Genomic DNA, 19,273 nt, shown 5'->3' on the forward strand with positions numbered 1-19,273 from the left:
GGGGTGGTGCCGTGTGGTCGCCCGCGGTGCGGACTCCCGGTGGAGGCGCGTCCGACCGTCGATGGACGGGCGCGCCGGGTGGTGGGTCTAGTTGGGCGTGGTGGCCTTGGGCCGCTGCACGTCCGAGAGGTCGCCGTTCGGGGTGAGGGCGGGCTCGGTCGTCTCGGCGTCGCGGCCGACGCCGTTCTGGCTGCCGGGCGGCAGGTCGGACGCGGCGACGCCGTTCTTGTCGCGGCGCAGGCCCCGGGTGAGGAACCCGGTGATCGAGGGACGACCCTGGCTCTTGTTGTAGACGTCGACGGCGACGGCGATCAGCAGGACGAGGCCCTTGATCATCTGCACCTTGTCGGAACCGACGCCCATCAGCTGGAGGCCGTTGTTCAGGACGGCGATGACGAAACCACCGACGATCGAACCGGTGACGGTGCCGATGCCGCCGGCGACGGCCGCACCACCGATGAAGACCGACGCGATGGCGTCGAGCTCCCAGTTCAGGCCGTCCTGCGGGCCGGAGGCGCCGGCGCGGGCCACGTAGATCATGCCGGCCAGGGCGGCGAGCACCGACATGTTCATCATGACGAAGAAGTTGATCCGCTTCGCCTTGACGCCCGAGAGCTCGGCGGCGTGCGAGTTGCCACCGACCGCGTAGATGTGGCGACCGAAGATCGTGTTCTGCGTCACGAAGCCGTAGACCAGCACGAGCACGCCGAGGATGATGCCCGAGATCGGGAAGGACGTGCCGACCCGCCCGCCGGCGAACAGCGTGGCGGCGTAGGCGACGATGGCGACGAGCACGACCAGCTTGACGGCGCTGACCCAGAGCGGTGCCCGCTCGGAGCCCATCTTCTGCTGGATGCGGCGCAGGCGGAACTCGTTGTAGACGATCGCGACGATGATGACGAGGCCGAGCAGCAGGGTCGCGTTGTTGTAACCGGTGTTCGGCCCGAACTCGGGCAGGTAGCCGGCGCCGATCACGGTGAAGCCGTCGGGCACGGGGATGGTGTCGGCGTTGCCCACGAACTGGTTGGCACCGCGGAAGAGCAGCATGCCGGCGAGCGTGACGATGAACGCGGGGACGCCGACGTAGGCGACCCAGAAGCCCTGCCAGGCGCCGATGACGACGCCGACGACGAGGCCGAGCAGGATCGCGGCGCCCCAGGGCAGGCCCCAGCTGTCCATCGCCTTGGCGACGACGATGCCGCTGAAGGCGGCGACCGAGCCGACCGAGAGGTCGATGTGGCCGGCCACGATGACCATCACCATGCCGATGGCGAGGATCAGGATGTACGAGTACTGGCTGACCAGGGCGATGAGGTTCGTGGGCTGCAGGGTGAGCCCGTCGGTCAGCACCTGGAAGATCAGGATGGCCACGACGAGCGTCGCGATCATGCCGAACTGGCGCGCGTTCGACGTGTTGCCGCCGAACACCTTCTTCAGGTCTTTGATGCCACTCATGCGGCTTGCTCCTTCTTCTTCGAGGTCATGGTTCGCATGAGCGTCTCGGCGTCGGCCTCTGAGGCCTCGATCTCGTTCGTGACGGTGCCCTCGAAGATCGTGTAGATGCGATCGGAGAGCCCCAGCAGCTCGGGCAGCTCGGACGAGATGACGATCACGCCTTTGCCCTGTGCCGCGAGCTGGTTGATGATGTTGTAGATCTCGAACTTGGCGCCCACGTCGATGCCGCGGGTCGGTTCGTCGAGGATGAGCAGGTCGGGGTCGGTGAACATCCACTTCGCCAGGACGACCTTCTGCTGGTTGCCGCCCGAGAGCTTGGCGACGCCCTCGTCGACCGTCGGGGTCTTGACCCGCAGGCTCTTGCGGTACTCCTCGGCGATCGAGTGCTCTTCGTAGGTGTTGACCACCGACGCCTTCGAGATCTTGGTCAGCTTGGCGGCGACGGTCGAGCGCTTGATGTCGTCGAGCAGGTTCAGCCCGAGCACCTTGCGGTCCTCCGACACGTAGGCGAGGCCGTTGTCGATCGCGTCCGAGACGTTCTTGATCTCGACGGTCTCGCCGTCCTTGACGATCTGACCCGAGACGAACTGCCCGTACGACCGACCGAAGATGCTCATCGCGAGCTCGGTGCGACCCGCGCCCATGAGGCCGGCCAGGCCGACGATCTCGCCCTTGCGGACGGTGATGCTGGAGCCCTTGCAGACGAACCGCTCGGCGGTCTGCGGGTGGCGCACCCACCAGTCCTTGACCTCGAAGAACACCTCGCCGATCTTCGGCGTGCGGTCGGGGAACCGGCTGGCCAGGTTGCGGCCGACCATGCCGCGGATGATGCGGTCCTCGTTGACGCCGTCGGCCTTCACGTCGAGGGTCTCGATCGTGCGGCCGTCGCGGATGATGGTGATCGAGTCGGCGATCGCCTCGATCTCGTTCAGCTTGTGGCTGATCATGATCGACGAGATGCCGCGGCCCTTGAGCCCGCGGATGAGGTCGAGCAGGTGCTGCGAGTCCGCCTCGTTCAGGGCCGCGGTGGGCTCGTCGAGGATCAGCAGCTTGACGTTCTTGTTCAGTGCCTTGGCGATCTCGACGAGCTGCTGCTTGCCGACGCCGAGGTTCTTGATGGCGGTGTCGGGGTCGTCCTTCAGGCCCACGCGGGCGAGCAGGTCGATGGCCTTCGTCTTGGCGGCGCGCCAGTCGATGGCACCGAAGCGGGTCGGCTCGTTGCCGAGGAAGATGTTCTCGGTGATCGAGAGCTCGGGGATGAGCGCCAGTTCTTGGTGGATGATGACGATGCCCTGCGACTCGCTCGAGCGGATGTCGCGGAAGCGCATCTCGTCGCCCTGGTAGACGATGTCACCCGAGTACGTGCCGTAGGGGTAGACGCCCGAGAGCACCTTCATGAGCGTCGACTTGCCGGCGCCGTTCTCGCCGCAGATCGCGTGCACCTCACCGGCGCGGACCTGCATCGAGACGTCGTCGAGCGCCTTGACGCCCGGGAACTCCTTCGTGATGGAGCGCATCTCGAGGATGACGGGGGACTCAACGCCCATGCGGGGCACCCCCGGGGATGTGGCTGCTCGCGAGCTGTGCGCTCGACGTCACGGCACTGGGCACGTCGTCCTCGACCTTCGACCTCGTCGTCGTCCGACGGAGACGTGCTCCGGCGGGCATCCTGCTGTTCATCGTCGCCGTGCGGGGCCCGAGCGCGGAACCGGCGTTCGTTGCCCGGCCCGCGGAATGTGACCGTTCACACCGCGACTGGAGCAAAGCTAATCCTGAGAGGGGGTCGTGTCAAATGCCGATGCGGATCCGTTATCGAAGCCGGTCCGCGTGACGCCCGCCGCGCCTCCTCGCCCGGCCGGCACGCCCTCGCCCGCCGGTGCGGGCGGGTGCGTCAGAGGAACCAGGGTCGCGAGGTCGACCCGCGCACCACGAGTTCCGGCGGGATCAGGGTGCGGTCGACGACCGTGCCGCCCTCGAGCTCGGCGACGACCAGTTCGACGGCCCGTCGGCCGATCAGCGCGAAGTCCTGCCGGACCGTCGTGAGCGGTGGCCACAGGTGCGGCGCGGTCGGCGAGTCGTCGAAGCCCACGACGCTGACCTCGCGCGGCACGTCGACGTCGGCCTCGCGGAACGCGTGCAGCAGCCCGACCGCCATCAGGTCGTTGGCCGAGAAGACCGCCGTGAAGTCCCGCCGACGCAGCAGCTCCTGCCCGGCGACGTACCCGAAGTCGGCGGTCAGGTCACCGAGGATGGGCGGCTCGATCGACAGCTCGGCCTCGCCCATCTCGAAGAGGAAGCCCTGCATCCGCTCGTCGGCCTCGATCCAGTCCTGCGGGCCGGCGACGTGCACGATGTGCCGGTGGCCGAGGTCGATGAGGTGCCGGGTGGCGAGTCGGGCCCCCTCGAACTGGTCGACCGACAGGCTGTGCGCCCGCGCACGCTGGGTCGAGTCGAGCGCCACGATCGGCACGTCGAGGTCGAGCTCGTCGATCACGTCGAAGAACTTGCGCTGCGGGGCGATGACGATGATCGCCTCGACGGCCTGGTTCGTGAGCAGCTGCAGGCTCGCCCGCACGTCGTCGGACGCCGTCGTCGTGCTCGCGATGCTCAGCCGGTACCCGGCGGTGCGGGCCTCGACCTCGATGGCGTTGACGATGGTCTGCGGGCCGAAGTGCACGTTCTGCAGGGTGAGCACCCCGATCGCCTTCGACCGGCTGGTCACCAGCGCGCGCGCGGCCTGGTTCGGCCGGTAGCCGATCTCGTCGATGACGTCGAGCACCTTCTGGCGGGTGCTCGGCCGGATGCTCGGGCTGTCGTTGAGGACGCGCGAGACGGTCTGGTAAGACACCCCGGCGAGGGCGGCCACGTCGCGGATGTTGGGAGCACGCACCTTCTCGATGTCAGGCTTCACCGTCGCTCCGTCGCTCTGTGACCGCGCGATGTGACCGTACACATCGTCGTCCGGAGACCATTATGCATTCATCCGGCAGGAGGCGCGGTCACCGCCCTCGGGGCACCGCCCGGCCACTGAGGGCGAGCGCCAGCAGGGCGACACCCGTGCCGACGGCGAAGCAGGCGACGAACGCGATCGGGCTCGACGCCCCGCCCAGCAGCCCGAACGCGGCCCCGGTCAGCGCCAACGCGACGGCCGACCCGGTGGAGTCGGCGATCGTGAGGGCGGAGCTGTTGAACCCGCGCTCGGCCTCGGGCGAGAGGGCGAGCACGAGCACCGAGAAGCGCGGGTACATGAAGCCCATGCCGAAGCCGGCGACGGCCCAGGTGGCGATCAAGGCGGCCGGGGGCAGGTGGAACAAGGGGGTGAGCGCGGCGACGACGACGCCGAGCACCACGAGGACGATGCCGACCCGGATGCCCGTGCGCTGCCGGACCCGGTCGCCGAGTCGTCCCTGCACCCAGCTGGCGAAGGCCCAGCCCAGCGCGCCGAGGGTGAGGGTGACGCCCGAGGCGGAGGCGCTGAAGTCGTATTCGGCCGAGAGCATGTAGGGGATGTAGACCTCGCTGCCGAGGAAGGCCGCGCCGACGAGCCCGCGCAGCAGCACGAGCGTCGGCAGTCCGGGGGCCGCCCGCAGCGTGCCCCGGGGCAACAGCGGCCGGAGGGCCACGGCGAGCACGACGACCGCCACCACGATGACGACGACCGTGAGCCAGGTCGGGAACTCGGAGACCAGGTTGAGCGCCAGCACGCCGAGCGCGGCGCCGACCGACCAGAGGATGCGCCCGATGCTCCAGGCGACGCGCCGAGCCCCCTCGGCCACCTCGGGCGGCGGGACGCGGCGCAGGCTCGGCAGGATCGCGAAGAACGCGGGGACCGCCAGGGCGAGCGCCCCGAGGAAGACCCAGTGCCAGCCCACCGCCTCGGCGACGACGCCGGCGACCAGCGGCCCGACGAGCCCGGGCACCACCCACGCGGCCGCGAAACCGGCGAAGATCGACGGGTGCAGGCCCGGCGGGTAGAGCCGGGCGACCATGACGTAGAGGCCGACGATGACCGCGCCCGAACCGACGCCCTGGACGAGGCGGCCGAGCAGCAGCACGACCATGTCGGGGGCGGTGCCGACGACGAGCAGTCCCACGGCGAACATCAGCATCGACGCGATGACGACGACGCGGGGCCCGCTGCGGTCGGCCCAGTTGCCGGCGACCACCATGCCCACGAGCCCCGAGGCGAGCGGAGCGGCGAAGCTCAGCGAGTACAGCGCCTCGCCGTCGAGCTCGCGGCTGATGATCGGCATGATCGTCGTGACGGCGAGCGACTCGAACGCGGCGATGCCGATCAGCGCGCACATGCCCAGCGTGGCCAGGCGGTACCGGCCGCTGAGCACGCCCTCGGGGCGGGTGCTCACGGCGACGTCGGACATGCGTCGAGCCTAGGCCGAGCCACCGACGTCGGGCGTCGGCCGCAACCGGACGCGCGGGACGGCACGGGACGGGACGAGGAGGCGCGGTGCGGGCCTCCCCCGCACCGCGCCTCCTCGGGCTGCCGCGACGACGCCTAGGCGTCGAGGCGCGCGAGCGCCTGGGTGACGTCGCCGAGCAGGTCGTCGACGTCCTCGATGCCGACCGAGAGCCGCACGATCGTGTCGGGCACCTCGAGCTCGGTGCCGCGCACCGACGCGTGGGTCATCTCGCTCGGGTAGCCGATCAGCGACTCGACGCCGCCGAGGGACTCGGCGAGCTGGAAGATCTCGGTCGACTCGGCGAAGCGTCGGGCCGCGGCGCCGCCCGCGGCGAGCTGCACCGAGAGCATGCCGCCGAACGCCCGCATCTGGCGCGCGGCCAGCTCGTGCCCGGGGTGCGACTCGAGCCCCGGGTAGTAGACCCGCTCGACGGCCGGGTGGCCCTCGAGGGCCCGGGCGATGGCGAGCGCGTTCGACGAGTGGCGGTCGAGGCGCACGCCGAGGGTCTTGATGCCGCGCACGGTCAGCCAGGCCTCCATCGGCGCCGACACGGCACCGACCCCGAACTGCACGAAGCCGACCTTCGAGGCGAGCTCGTCGTCGCGCACGACCACGGCCCCGCCGACGACGTCGGAGTGCCCGCCGATGTACTTCGTCGTCGAGTGCACCACCGCGTCGGCCCCGAGCGAGAGCGGTTGCTGCAGGTAGGGCGAGGCGAAGGTGTTGTCGACGACGACGACGGCACCGGCCGCGTGCCCGATCTCGGCGAGCGCCGCGACGTCGCTGATCTTCATCAGCGGGTTGCTGGGCGTCTCGACCCAGAGGACGGCCGTCGGGGCGGCCTGCACGGCCGCACGCACGGCGTCGAGGTCGCTCATCTCGACGGTGTCGAGCGTCACGCCCCACGGCACCCAGACCCGGTTCACCAGCCGGTGCGTGCCGCCGTAGACGTCGTTGCCCATGACGATGCGCGAACCCGGCGCCAGCACCGAGCGCAGCAGGGCGTCCTCGGCCGACAGCCCGGAGGCGAAACTGAAGGCCGCCGTGCCGCCCTCGAGGTCGGCGAGCAGGGTCTGCAGGGAGTCACGCGTGGGGTTGGCCGAGCGGGCGTACTCGTAGCCGCCGCGGAACCCGCCGATGCCGTCCTGCACGAAGGTGGAGGACTGGTAGATCGGTGGCACGACCGCGCCGGTCGTCGGGTCGAACTCCTGACCGGCGTGGATCGCGCGGGTCGAGAAACCGTGGGTCATGGGGTGTCCTTTCGAGGGGGACGGGTGCGGCGAGGTGGGAGGGGGAGCAGAGGAGGCGCGGGTCGGGTCGCGGGGCCGGGTCGCCCCGGCCGACCGCTCACAACGACAGGAAGGCCAGCACGTCCTGGCGGGTGACCACGCCGACCGGTCGCCCGTCGTCGGTGACGAGCAGGGCGTCGACCGACTCGAGGGCGGTGCGTGCCGCCGAGACGGGCTCGTTGACGCCGATCAGCGGCAGCGGGTCGCCGAGGTAGGCCGAGACGGCGTCGCCCATCGTCGCCCCACCGCGGAAGATCGCCTCGAGCAGGGCCTTCTCCTCGATGGCGCCGACCACCTCGCCGATGACGACGGGCGGTTCGGCCGAGAGCACCGGCATCTGCGAGACGCCGTAGGTCTTCATGATGCCGATGACGTCGTGGACGGTGTCGGACGGGTGCGCGTGCACGAGGTCGGGCAGCTGACCGGTCTTGGACGCGATGAGGTCGCGCACCGAGCGCTCGTCGTGGCTGACGCCGAAGCCGTACGACCGCATCCAGGCGTCGTTGAAGATCTTGCCGAGGTAGCCGCGCCCGCTGTCGGGCAACAGGGCGACCACGACGTCGTCGGGGCCGAGCTCGCGGGCGACGTCGAGGGCGGCCGCGACGGCGAGGCCCGACGAGCCGCCGACCAGCAGCCCCTCCTCGCGGGCGAGGCGACGCGTCAGCTCGAACGAGCGGGCGTCGTCGGCGGCGATGATCCGGTCGACCACCGACGGGTCGTAGGCGGCCGGCCAGAAGTCCTCGCCGACGCCCTCGAGCAGGTAGGGGCGGCCGGTGCCACCGCTGTAGACGCTGCCCTCGGGGTCGGCGCCGACGACCTGCACCGCGCCTCCGGACACCTCTTTCAGGTAACGGCCCGTGCCGCTGATGGTGCCGCCGGTGCCCACGCCCGCGACGAAGTGGGTGATGCGACCGTCGGTGTCGCGCCAGATCTCGGGGCCGGTCGTCTCGTAGTGGCTGAGCGGGCCGTTGGGGTTGGCGTACTGGTTCGGCTTGAACGCCCCGGGGATCTCGCGGGCCAGCCGGTCCGAGACGCTGTAGTACGACTCGGGGCTCGTGGGTTCGACGGCGGTCGGGGTGACGACGATCTCGGCGCCGTAGGCCTTCAGCACGTTGCGCTTGTCGTCGCCGACCTTGTCGGGCAGCACGAAGACGCAGCGGTACCCCCGCTGCTGGGCGACCAGGGCGAGCCCCACGCCCGTGTTGCCGCTCGTCGGCTCGACGATGGTGCCGCCGGGGCCCAGCAGCCCGTCGCGCTCGGCGGCGTCGATGATGCGGGTGGCGATGCGGTCCTTCGACGACCCACCCGGGTTGACGTACTCGACCTTGACGAGCACGGTCGCCGTGATGCCCTCGGTCACCTTGTTGAGCTTGACCAACGGGGTGTCGCCGATCAGGTCGAGGACGGTCTCGGCGTACTTCACGGGGATGCTCCGGTTCTCGCGCGGCCCTCGTGGGGCTCGGCGCAGGTCGACGACTCGGGTGGCCGGGCCGACCGCTGCGGCCTGGCCGGGCCCGTCGTCCGAGTCTACCGAGGGGGTCGTGCCGTGTGACGGCCGCGTGACGCCGTCCGCCCGACTGGCACGCGCCTCCCAGGCAGTCGTGAGAGAAAATGGATGACGCATCTACGATCTGGTGCGTCCCGACCACCTCCCCGACCCAGAGGACACCCGTGGCCAGCAGCGACAAGCCGACCGACAAGCCCACCGTCAAGCAGCAGCGCGACGCCCGACGCCAAGAGAAGGTCGCCGAGCTCAAGCGGCAGCAGGCCCGGGCGAAGCGCAACCGGACGATCGGCATCGTCACCGCCTCGGTGGCCGGCGCGGCGGTCGTCGCGCTCGTCGTGACCTTCGTCGTGACGAGCGGGCAACCCCGCCAGGACCCCCAGGCCATCGAGGTGGACGGCGTGAAGACGTACTCCGACCTCACCGCCAACCACGTGGGCGGCACCGTCGACTACGCGATGACCCCGCCGGCGGGTGGCGACCACAACCAGGTCTGGCTCAATTGCGGCGTCTACACCGAGCCGGTGCCGAACGAGAACGCCGTCCACGACCTCGAGCACGGCGCGGTCTGGTTCACCTACGACCCCGAGCAGGTCAGCGAGTCCGAGATCGAGGCGCTGCGCGACTTCGCCCCCGACACCTACGCGGTCGTGTCGCCCTACGAGGGCCTCGACTCGCCGATGTACGTGTCGGCCTGGGGCGCCCAGCTGCCGTTCTCGAACGTCGCCGACGACGAGGCGACGGTCTCGGACTTCGTCACCAAGTACTGGAAGTCCACGAACGCCCCCGAGCCCGGCGCCCCCTGCACCGGCGGCGTGGACGGCACCGGCAAGATCGCGTGACCGCGGCGGGCCGCGACGACGGCGACGTGACCGACGAGGCGACGCCGACCCGCGCCTCCTCGGGTCGTCGGCTGCGCCTGGTGGTCGCGGGCGTCCTGACGGTCGCGATCGTGCTGCTCGTGGGCGTCGCCCTCGGCCGGCTCAGCTCGCCGAACCCCGTCACGCCCGGCACCGACAGCGTCGAGGCCGGCTTCTCGCGCGACATGCAGGTGCACCACGAACAGGCCGTCCAGATGGCCATGATGGTCCGCGACCGCACCGACGACCCCGACGTGCGCTCGTTGGCGTACGACCTGGCCCTGACGCAGTCCCAGCAGGCCGGGCAGATGTACGCCTGGCTCGAGCTGTGGCGCGTGCCCCAGGCGCCGTCCGAGCCGACCATGACGTGGATGACCCGACCGACGCTCGACGGCGACTACGGCAGCCACCACATGACGGGCGACGGAGGCGCGGGCGGCTCGGCGACGCCGGTCGCCACCCACGAGCCCGGCGGTCGCATGCCGGGGCTGGCCACCGACGAGCAGCTCGCCTCGCTCGACGCCGCTCGGGGGGTCGAGGCCGAACGGATCTTCCTGACGCTGATGATCGCCCACCACGAGGGCGGCATCGAGATGGCCGACGCGATCCTGGCCCGCAGCGAGGTGCCGCAGGTGCGGGCCTTCGCCTCGGGCATGGTGCAGACGCAGCAGAGCGAGGTCGAGGCGATGCAGGCGATGCTCGCCGAGCGGGGCTGACCCGCCGCTACCCGGCCAGGGCCGCGCGCGCCTGGTCGCGACGACGCTCGATGACGTCGCCGAACTCGCGGGCGAGCCTCGGCCGCACGCGGACCAGGTCGTCGAGGGTCGCCGTCGGCACCACCGCGACGGCCACCTCGGTCAGGGCGACGGCGGCCGTCGACGTCGTCTCTCGCGTCAGGGCCGTCTGCCCCACGTAGTCGCCGGCCTCGACCCGCGTGACCGGCACGACGGCTCCGTCGGGCAGGGTCGCCCCGAGCGACACGGCACCGTGCAGCACGAAGCGCACCGCCTCGGGCACGACGCCGGCCGGCAGCACGACCTCCCCGGCCGCGTAGCGCTCGAGTCGGACGAGCGGCACGAGGGCGGGGGTGTCCTCGGCCGACAGGGAGAGCGTGGGCGCGATCGACCGAACGGCCTGTTCGGTGCGCTCGGGCGTCGCGAAGTCGTCGGTGGCGTCGCCGTCGAGAGCGAGGCCGGCCCGCCGGGCGGCGTACCAGAGCCAGCCACGGAAGGTCGCGAGGGCTGCCCCCTCGAGCGCGGGCCCCCGCGTGTCGAACGACAGTTCGTAGTCGGCACCGCCGAGGGGCACGGCGACCGGCACGCTGCCCTCTGCCAGCTGGGGCAGGGTCGCCGCGACGCGCTGCAGCAGGGCGACGACCTCGGCGGGCGGGTCGTCGGTGGTGAACGAGACCGTGGTCGTGACGGTGAAGCTGCCGCCACCCCGGCTCAGGTTGGTGAACGACGCACCGGCCAGCGTGGCGTTCGGCATGATCTGGATGCCGTTGCCCGTGTCGATGTGCACGGCGCGCCAGTTGACCTGGACGACCCGGCCGCGGACTCCCCCGGCGTCGAGCCAGTCGCCCAGTCGGAAGGGCTGTTCGAACAGCAGCAGCAGACCCGAGACGATGCTGCCGATGGCGCCCTGCAACGCGAGGCCGAGGACGATCGAGGTGACCCCGAGCGCCGTGAACAGACCCGCCACGTCGGTGCCCCAGACCGCGCTGAAGAGCACCGCCAGGCCGATCGCGATGAGGACGATGCGACCGATGTCGACGAAGATCGACGGCAGCCGGTCACGCCAGCTGCCCTTCGAGGCGTTCGTGAACAGCGCGAGGTTGACCGTGTTGAGGACGGCGAGGATCACCAGGAACCCGAAGACCGTCGCCACCACGCGCGTCCAGGTGAAGTCCTGGGAGTCGAGGGCCCTGGTCACCTCGCCGAGCAGCAGGGCGATCGCCCCGGCGGGCACGACGTAGCTGCGCAGCAGTCGGGTGACCTTGTGGGCGGGGTTGCCGCGACGTCGCAGGGTCGACGTGACCTCGGTCAGCACGACGAGCGCGATCGGCAGGCCGATCACGACGACGAGCGTCGGCACGAACCACGGCTGCTGCCAGACGCTGGTCACGAGGCGGCCGGTCGGTCGAGACGGAAGACGCGCTGGGCGCCCGACTGGGTCGTGACGGTGCCGGCGTCCGACGCCGGGACGGCGTCGCCGATCTTCTGCACCACGCGCTCCGTGGCGTACACCCCCGGCTGCGCGGCGACGTCCTGCACCCGGTAGGCCAGGGTCACGGCGTCGCCCCACATGTCGTAGACCATGCTCTGCCGTCCGACCAGGCCGCTCGTCACCGACCCGGTGTCGAGCCCCGCCCGCAGGGCGAGACGGGCGTCGTGCGTCGCGTTGAAGCGGTCCAGCACGGTCTGCAGCTCGAGGGTGAAGTCGACGACCCGTCGGGCCGCGTCCACCCGCGGCACCGAGAGGCCGCAGCTCGCGAGGTAGCCGGTCTGGCTGCTGCGCACCTTCTCGACGCCGAACCGGTCGGCGGCCTCGTCGAAGGACTTCCACAGGCCGTTGAGCAGGGCCAGCGACTCGCCCGACCGGAGCCCGCGGCTCACGTCGTCGAACCCGACGATGTCGGCGAACACGACCGAGACGTCGGTGTGGTCCTCGGCGATGGTCTCCTCGCCCTCCTTGTAGCGCTTGGCGACCGCCTCGGGCATCAACGTGAGCAGCAACCGGTCGTTCTCGCGGCGCTGGTCGTCGATGAGGTCCTGCTTCAGCTTCAGGCTGCGGCTCATGTCGTTGAACGACGAGCCCAGGTCGGCGAACTCGTCGCCGCCGCGCACCGGCACCTCGACGCCGACCTCCCCACCGCTGACGCGGTTGACCGCGGTCTGCAGCCGTCGGACGGGCCGGACGAACACCTGCGCCAGCAGCAACGACAGCAACGAGACGAGCACGATGATGGCGGCGGTCGACAGCAGCAGGTTGCGGGTGAACACGTCCACCGGGGCGAAGGCCTCCGAGGTGTCGACCTTGGCCACGATCACCCAGTTCAGGCCGTCGACGTCGATCGGCTTGTAGGCGGCGAGCACCTGGTGGCCGAGGTAGTCGGTGTTCACGGTGGTCGCGGTCCGGCCCTCGAGCGCGGCCCGGACCGCCGCCGTCGCGACCGGCTGGAGCAGCACCGAGCTGCCCGTCTCGACCTGCCGGTTCGCGACCGAGGTGGGGGTGCCGTGCGAGATCACGTCGGCGGCGAAGGTGTCGGGGTGCTCGATCAGCTCGCGAGACGACGACCGCATCGTCAGGTCCGGGCCGGCGAGGTAGGCCTCGCCGGTGTCGCCCAAGCCGTCGCGACCCCACGACTCGTCACCGGTCATGACGTCGTCGATGGCGTCGACCGGCACCTGGATGGCCAGCACGCCCGAGACGTCGGCCCCCGTGCCGACGGGCGAGGCGATCCAGGCGGTCGGCGCACCGAGGGACGGCAGGTAGGGCTGGAAGTCGGTCGTGAACGACGAGTCGACGGTGTTCGACTCGAGGGCCTCGTCGTAGACCTCGCGCAGGTTCGTGCGCGAGTACGGCCCGGTCTCGACGTTGGTGCCGAGGTCGACCCCCGAGAAGGCCGAGTAGACCACGTTGCCGTCGGTGTCGAGCAGCAGGGCGTCCTCGTACGACAGCTGCGTGACCATCTCGCGGAAGTAGTCGTGGTACTCGGCCCGGGCGGCCGACCACTGGCTGCCGTCGTCCGCGGCGTCGAGGGCGAGCGACGCGTCGTAGTCGTCGTCGAAGGGCACCGTGTAGAGCGACTGCAGGTAGGTCTGCGCCGGGGTCGACGGCGTGATGAGGTCGACGTCGGCCTGCGAGCCCGTCGCCTCGTCGTACCGCGGCCCGAACGTGTCGGAGTAGTACCCGTCGACCGCCGAGGTCTGCTCGGCGGTCGGGGTCTGGTCGGCGAGGGCGGCGAACCCGGCGTTGAACGCCCGCGAGGCCTGCACCGCGCTGTCGTTGCGGCTGTCGAGCACGACGGCCTGCTGCACGCCGGCCAGGGTGCGCTCGACCTCTCGCGCCCGGGACTCTCGGATGCTCGTCACCTGGTCGAACGCCGCCTCGCGCAGCGAGTCGCGACCGTTCACGTAGCCGACCGCGCCGATCACGACGGCCGCGACGAAACTGACGGCGAGCAGCATCACGAGGAGCTTCGACTGGATGTCGAGCGAGCCGCGACCCGCCAGGGCCCGCCAGCTGAAACGACGGTGCGGCACGGCGTCGACGACGTCGGTCGAGCGCTGGTCGGTCGGCGTGGTGGTCATGTCTGGCCTCGTCCCTCGGGCCAGCCCGAACGTGGCGCCCCGCGATTCGAGGACGACTCACCTGACCCGTGCTCAACATTTACCACCAGGGCCCCGTCGACGACCAGGGGCTCGCGACCCTTCCGGTCAGGAGGCGCGGGTCACCGGCCCGGGGCGGCTCGCGTCACCGGATCGCTCGGCGGCCGTCACGCCTCACGCCGACACCTGTTGCCCGTAGAGCTCGGCGTAGACCCCGCCCAGCGCGAGCAGCTCGTCGTGCGTGCCACGTTCGACGACGTGGCCCGCCACGACGACGAAGACGACGTCCGCCTCGCGCACGGTCGAGAGCCGGTGGGCGATCGCGATGGTCGTCCGACCGCGGGTCGCCGTGTCGAGGGCCTCTTGCACCACGCGCTCGGACACCGTGTCGAGGGCGCTCGTCGCCTCGTCGAGGACCATCACCGCCGGGTCTTTCAGCAGGACCCGCGCGATGGCGATCCGTTGCTTCTCACCACCCGAGAGGCGGTAGCCCCGCTCGCCGACGATCGTGTCGTAGCCGTCGGGGAACGACGCGATGGTCTCGTGGATGTTGGCCTGCCGGGCCGCGTCGACCAGTTGCTCGTCGGTCGCGTCGGGCCGCGCGTAGCGGAGGTTGTCGCCGATGCTGGCGTGGAAGAGGTACGTCTCTTGGCTGACGATGCCGATGTTGCCGACCAGGCTCTCTTGGTCGAGCCGCCGGACGTCGGTGCCGGCGAAGCGCACGGCCCCACCCGACGCCTCGTAGAACCGGGGGATGAGGTACGACACGGTCGTCTTGCCGGCGCCGCTCGGGCCCACGAAGGCGGCGAACTGACCGGGCGCGATGTCGAACGAGACGCCGTCGAGGGTCTTCTGGCCGGGCTCGGCGTCGGGGTACGAGAACGAGACGTCGTCGAACTCGACCCGGCCGAGCTGCGTCTCGTCGACGGCCTCGGCCGAGGGGTCGTTCGTGATCGCCGGGTGGAGGTCGAGGTACTCGAAGATGCGCGCGAAGAGCGCTCCGGAGGTCTGCAGGTCGAGGGCCACCCGCAGCAGGCCCATCAGCGGGAAGGTCAGCCGGGCCTGCACCGTCGTGAAGGCGACGATCGTGCCGGCCGTCACCGGGACGTCGCGGAGGATCAGCCACGCCGCGACCAGGTAGATCAGGGCGGGGATGACCGAGAGGAAGATCTGGACGACGGCGAAGAACCACTGGCCGCTCATCTGCTGGCGCACCTGCAGGCCGATCTGGGTGCGGTTCTCGGCCGAGTACCGTTCGACCTCGGCGCGCTGCTGGTTGAAGCTCTTGGCCAGCAGGATGCCGCTGACGCTCAGGGCCTCTTGCGTGATGGCCGTCATGTCGCTGAGGGACTCCTGCGTCTTGGTCGCGATGCGCGCCCTGACCTGCCCGACCCGGCGCTGGGCGACGACGAGCAGCGGCAGCAGGATCACCGTCACGACCGTCATCTGCCAGCTGAGCACCAGCATCGACACGAACGCCGCGATGACCGTGACCGTGTTGCCGAGGACGCTCGAGATCGTGTTGCTGAGCACGCTCGCGACGCCACCGACGTCGTTCTGCAGCCGGGACTGGATCACACCCGTCTTGGTGCGGGTGAAGAAGGCGAGCTCCATGCGCTGCAGGTGGCCGAACAGGCGGATGCGCAACGCACCCATGACCTTGTTGCCGACCGTGGCCGTCAGGTACGTCTGCCACACGCCGATGCCGGCCGACAGCACCCAGAGCCCGACCATGGCACCCACCAGCTCGAGCAGCACGGGCACGTCGGGCCCGCCCGGCGGGAACAGCCCCCGGTCGAAGGCCTGCTTGGTGAGCAACGGCGGAGCCACGCTGAGGGCCGCCCCGACGAGGACGAGCACGACCGTGACGACGAGGGCCCGCTTGTGCGGCGAGAACAGACCCCGGATGCGACCGACGAGGTCGGGGATGCGTGGCGCCGTGGCGTTCGCCGCCCGCTGGGCGTCGGCGTCGCCGCTCGACACCCGGGACCCACCCGGCCGACCGCCGCCGCGGGGACCGCCCGCGGGCGGATGCATCGAACTCATCCGGTCAGCGTAGGCCGGACCCCCGGCGTCCGCCGTCGGCCCCGCGAGATCGGTGCAGACCGTGCACGGGACGAGGGGCCACACCGGGACCGACACGCCGTAGAACGACCGTTCGTCCCCCAGTTGTGGGCGCAATGCCCGACACATCCCCCGGTGCGAAGACCACTCAGTTTAGTATGGCGATGTCGGTGCACCTGACCAGGCTCCGGCAGCCGCGCCCCCGTACCCGACGAGTGGGCCTCCCGAAGCGGCAGAGCTAGGACCATCGTGAACACGTCGAACCCCACGGCCGTCGAACCACCGAGTGCCGAACTGCAGCCCGCCGACCACCGGGCCGCTCTCGATGCCATCGAGCAGGGCTGGACCCAGATCGCCCCCGTCCAGGGAGCACGCCTCCGCGAGGCGATCCGCTCCACCCCCGAGGAGGAGTGGCGCGGCAGGCCGCGCATCCTGCTCGCGCTGGCGGCGAGCCACCGCTCGGTCGGCTCACGCTCGCGCAGTGCCGCGCTGCCGTGGTTCCGAGGCGTCGCCAAGGCCCTCGACGCCGACCCCGACCTGCCCCTCGACGTCCGCGCCGGGTACCACATCCACCTCGGCGCCTCCCTGCGCACCCTGGGCAACTTCGTGGTGGCCCACGAGCACCTCGAGGTCGCCCGCACGCTGATCGAGAACGACCTCGCCGAGTCGATCAGCCTCCGCATCTCGCTCAGCGCCTCGTTCTCGCTGCAGCTCGGCCTGATCCGCCTGCACTACGGCGAGATCGACCAGGCCCGCTTCGCCCTCAGCCTGGCGAACGGGCTGGGCGAGGACCACCTCAGCACCGCCGAGCGGGTCGAGTGCCTCTCGGCCCTCGCCTTCGTCGCCATGCTGATCGGGGACTTCGACCTGGCCGACCGGCACGTCGACCTCGCCCGCGAGCTCGCCGACGGCACCGACCTGCTGGTCAGCTCGTTCGGCGCCCTGACGCAGATCACCCGCGTGCACCTCGCCCTCGAACGCGGCGAGGCCGTCGGCGGCCACGAGGGCCTGCTCACCGACGTCCGCCAGGCCTCACGGGGCAGCGACTGGGAGGCCCTCGGACTCTTCGCCGAGGCCCACGTGCTGCTGTCCGAGGGTCGGCACATCGAGGTGCTCGACCTCCTCGCCCGCATCACGCGGACGATCGACGGCTTCACCGGCCACAGCGCCCTCACCGACTCCGCCGTCGTCATGCGCGCCGAGACCATGCGCCTCCTCGGCCAGTCGCACGAGGCCCGGCGGCTGGCGTCGTCGGTGACCCCGTCGCACCACCACATCCGCTGCCCCGGCCGCGTGCTCGCCCTCGTGCACCTCGCCGCCGGCGAGCCGGACTCGGCGCTCGAGGCGCTCGAGCCCTGCCTGGCCATCGGCGACCTGCACAGCGAACGCACCATGGGACAGGTGCACGCGCTCCAGGCCGCCGCCCACCTCGCCCTGGGCGACGCCGCCCACAGCGACATCGCCTTCGACCAGGCGCTCTTGAGCGCCGGTCACAACGGCTCGATCTGGCTCTTCGCCTCCCTGCCGGAGGACGTCCTCGAGCACCTCGTGCAGCGGGCCGTCGGCCGCCGTCAGCCCCCCGCCATCGTCGGGGTGCTCGACCGCCTGCGCGGCACGTCGGCCGACGTCGTGCCGCAACTCGCCGAGCCGCTGAGCGACCGCGAGCTCGTCATCGTCCGACACCTGGCCACGGGCCAGACCCTCGGGCAGATCGGCAGCCAGCTCTTCATCTCGGTCAACACCGTGAAGAGCCACGTGCGCAGCATCTACCGCAAGCTGCAGGCGTCCTCGAGGCGTGAGGCCATGACCCGCGTCAAGCAGCTGGGCCTCGACCTCGACGACTGACCACGACGGGGTGCGGTGCCGGTCGTACGGTAACCTCTCGCGGTGCCCGAAGAGCTCCGCCTCCCCTCCCGTCCCTCCCTCGTCGCCCAGCTGAGGGCGCGCAAGCCCCTCGAGGCGTTCGCCGCCGAGGGGACAGCCGTCGACGGCGGCCCGCGCCTGCGGCGCACCCTCGGGGTCTGGCACCTCACCGCGATCAGCATCGGGGCGACGCTCGGCACGGGCATCCTCGTCGTGCTCGGCACCGCCGTCCCGTTGGCCGGGCCGGCGGTCTGGATCTCGTTCGTGCTCGCGGGCGTCGCGGCACTGCTCTCGGCCCTGTCGTACGCCGAGATGGCCGGCAGCGTGCCCGTCTCGGGCTCGAGCTACTCGTACGCCTACGCCACCCTCGGCGAGGGCATCGCCTGGGTCTGCGGCTGGTGCCTCGTGCTCGAGTACGCCGTCTCGGTCGCGGCCGTCGCCGTCGGCGCGGGTCAGTACGTCAACGAGGCACTCGACGTCTTCGGCCTCGCCCTGCCCGCCGCGATCGCCGAGCCGCCGGGGGCCGGCGGCGTGCTCAACCTGCCCGCGGCCGTGCTCGTCGTGCTCGCCACGCTCGCCCTCGTGCCGGGTGCCCGCGAGAGCGCCTGGGTGAACACCCTGTTGGTGGTGGTCAAGGTGGGGCTGCTCGTCTTCTTCGTCGCCGTGGCCTTCACCGCGTTCAGCGTCGGCAACTTCGAACCGCTCGCCCCGATGGGCGCCGCCGGGGTCTCGGCCGCGGCGTCGCGGCTGTTCTTCTCGTACATCGGGTTCGACGCGGCCTCGACGGCCGGCGAGGAGGCCCGCGACGCCCGACGCGACCTGCCGCGCGCCATCATCGCCTCGATCGTCATCATCACGGTGCTGTACATCCTGGTGGCCGTCGCCGCGATCGGCGCCCGGCCGTGGACGTCGTTCACCGACGGCGAGGCCACCCTCGTCACGATCGTCGCCGACATCACCGGCCAGCCGTGGGTGGCGTTCCTGTTCGCCGTCACGGCCGTCGCCGCGATCGCCAGCGTCGTGCTCACCGTGCTCTACGGGCAGACGCGCATCTTCGTCGCCATGGCCCGCGACGGTCTCGTGCCCCGGGTGCTCGGGCGCGTCTCGCCGAGGACGCGGACCCCGGTCGCCGGCACGCTGATCGTCGGCGGGGCGGTGGCCGTGGCCGCCGCGGTGATCCCCCTCGGCGCCCTCGCCGACGCGACGAGCATCGGCACGCTCTTCGCCTTCGCCCTCGTCAACGTGTCGGTCATCTGGCTGCGCCGCAACCGGCCCGAGCTCGAGCGCACCTACCGGGTGCCGCTGTACCCGCTCACGCCGATCGCCGGCTGCGCCTTCTGCGTCTTGCTGATGGTCACGCTGGGGTGGGTGACGTGGCTCGCCTTCGCCGTGTGGATGGTCGTGGGCACCGCGGTGTACCTCGGGTACGGCCGCCGGCACTCGGAGCTGGCCCGCGCCTCCTGACCGGGCACCCGCCGACACGACGAGG

General features: G+C 71.1%; 13 protein-coding genes. 4 read left to right on the forward strand and 9 right to left on the reverse strand.

What is annotated here, in order from left to right:
• Window positions 1-87: 87 nt before the first annotated feature.
• The 6 genes from mmsB to ABID81_RS02190 all read right to left on the reverse strand — a co-directional run bounded on the left by mmsB (window position 88) and on the right by ABID81_RS02190 (window position 8,585).
• Window positions 88-1,455 (reverse strand): multiple monosaccharide ABC transporter permease, encoded by a 1,368-nt coding sequence (gene mmsB, locus ABID81_RS02165; protein ID WP_354593188.1) that lies wholly within the window; start codon window positions 1,453-1,455, stop codon window positions 88-90.
• A complete protein-coding gene (gene mmsA / locus ABID81_RS02170; RefSeq protein ID WP_354593189.1) occupies window positions 1,452-3,002 on the reverse strand; it encodes a multiple monosaccharide ABC transporter ATP-binding protein in 1,551 nt (516 codons plus the stop codon). Before mmsA ends, mmsB begins: the two co-directional genes overlap by 4 nt.
• Window positions 3,003-3,346: 344 nt before the next feature.
• Window positions 3,347-4,366: a LacI family DNA-binding transcriptional regulator gene (locus ABID81_RS02175; RefSeq protein ID WP_354593190.1), complete on the reverse strand. Its 1,020-nt coding sequence runs from the start codon at window positions 4,364-4,366 to the stop codon at window positions 3,347-3,349.
• Window positions 4,367-4,454: 88 nt separating this feature from the next.
• Window positions 4,455-5,834, reverse strand: a complete 1,380-nt coding sequence (locus ABID81_RS02180; protein ID WP_354593191.1) for an MFS transporter — start codon at window positions 5,832-5,834, stop codon at window positions 4,455-4,457.
• A 134-nt stretch (window positions 5,835-5,968) separates the two neighbouring features.
• Window positions 5,969-7,123, reverse strand: coding sequence for a cystathionine gamma-synthase (locus ABID81_RS02185; protein ID WP_354593192.1), 1,155 nt, complete (start codon window positions 7,121-7,123; stop codon window positions 5,969-5,971).
• A 97-nt stretch (window positions 7,124-7,220) separates the two neighbouring features.
• On the reverse strand, window positions 7,221-8,585 hold the full coding sequence (locus tag ABID81_RS02190) for a cystathionine beta-synthase (RefSeq protein ID WP_354593193.1): 1,365 nt from the start codon (window positions 8,583-8,585) through the stop codon (window positions 7,221-7,223).
• Window positions 8,586-8,833: 248 nt separating this feature from the next.
• Here ABID81_RS02190 and ABID81_RS02195 point away from each other — a divergent pair, with 248 nt between their 5' ends.
• Window positions 8,834-9,508 (forward strand): thioredoxin-like domain-containing protein, encoded by a 675-nt coding sequence (locus ABID81_RS02195; RefSeq protein WP_354593194.1) that lies wholly within the window; start codon window positions 8,834-8,836, stop codon window positions 9,506-9,508.
• The gene (locus ABID81_RS02200; RefSeq protein ID WP_354593195.1) at window positions 9,505-10,242 is read left to right on the forward strand and encodes a DUF305 domain-containing protein; all 738 of its coding nucleotides are present in this window, start codon (window positions 9,505-9,507) and stop codon (window positions 10,240-10,242) included. Before ABID81_RS02195 ends, ABID81_RS02200 begins: the two co-directional genes overlap by 4 nt.
• A 7-nt stretch (window positions 10,243-10,249) precedes the next feature.
• On the opposite strand, the gene ABID81_RS02205 is transcribed toward ABID81_RS02200, so the two are convergent.
• From ABID81_RS02205 to ABID81_RS02215, 3 genes are all read right to left on the reverse strand, one after another.
• Window positions 10,250-11,650, reverse strand: coding sequence for a mechanosensitive ion channel domain-containing protein (locus tag ABID81_RS02205; RefSeq protein WP_354593196.1), 1,401 nt, complete (start codon window positions 11,648-11,650; stop codon window positions 10,250-10,252).
• A complete protein-coding gene (locus ABID81_RS02210; protein WP_354593197.1) occupies window positions 11,647-13,839 on the reverse strand; it encodes an adenylate/guanylate cyclase domain-containing protein in 2,193 nt (730 codons plus the stop codon). The genes ABID81_RS02205 and ABID81_RS02210 overlap by 4 nt, the downstream gene beginning before the upstream one ends.
• A 192-nt stretch (window positions 13,840-14,031) precedes the next feature.
• On the reverse strand, window positions 14,032-15,903 hold the full coding sequence (locus ABID81_RS02215; RefSeq protein ID WP_354593198.1) for an ABC transporter ATP-binding protein: 1,872 nt from the start codon (window positions 15,901-15,903) through the stop codon (window positions 14,032-14,034).
• 267 nt (window positions 15,904-16,170) lie between these two features.
• Between ABID81_RS02215 and ABID81_RS02220 the strand changes: the two genes are divergently transcribed.
• Window positions 16,171-17,766 carry a LuxR C-terminal-related transcriptional regulator gene (locus ABID81_RS02220; RefSeq protein WP_354593199.1) on the forward strand — a complete coding sequence of 532 codons (1,596 nt, stop codon included), beginning with the start codon at window positions 16,171-16,173 and terminating at the stop codon, window positions 17,764-17,766.
• 42 nt (window positions 17,767-17,808) lie between these two features.
• Window positions 17,809-19,248, forward strand: a complete 1,440-nt coding sequence (locus ABID81_RS02225; RefSeq protein ID WP_354593200.1) for an APC family permease — start codon at window positions 17,809-17,811, stop codon at window positions 19,246-19,248.
• The last annotated feature ends 25 nt before the right edge of the window (window positions 19,249-19,273 follow it).

It is taken from the genome of Frigoribacterium sp. PvP054, from assembly GCF_040547465.1.
In the GTDB taxonomy this organism is placed as follows: Bacteria; Actinomycetota; Actinomycetes; order Actinomycetales; family Microbacteriaceae; genus Frigoribacterium.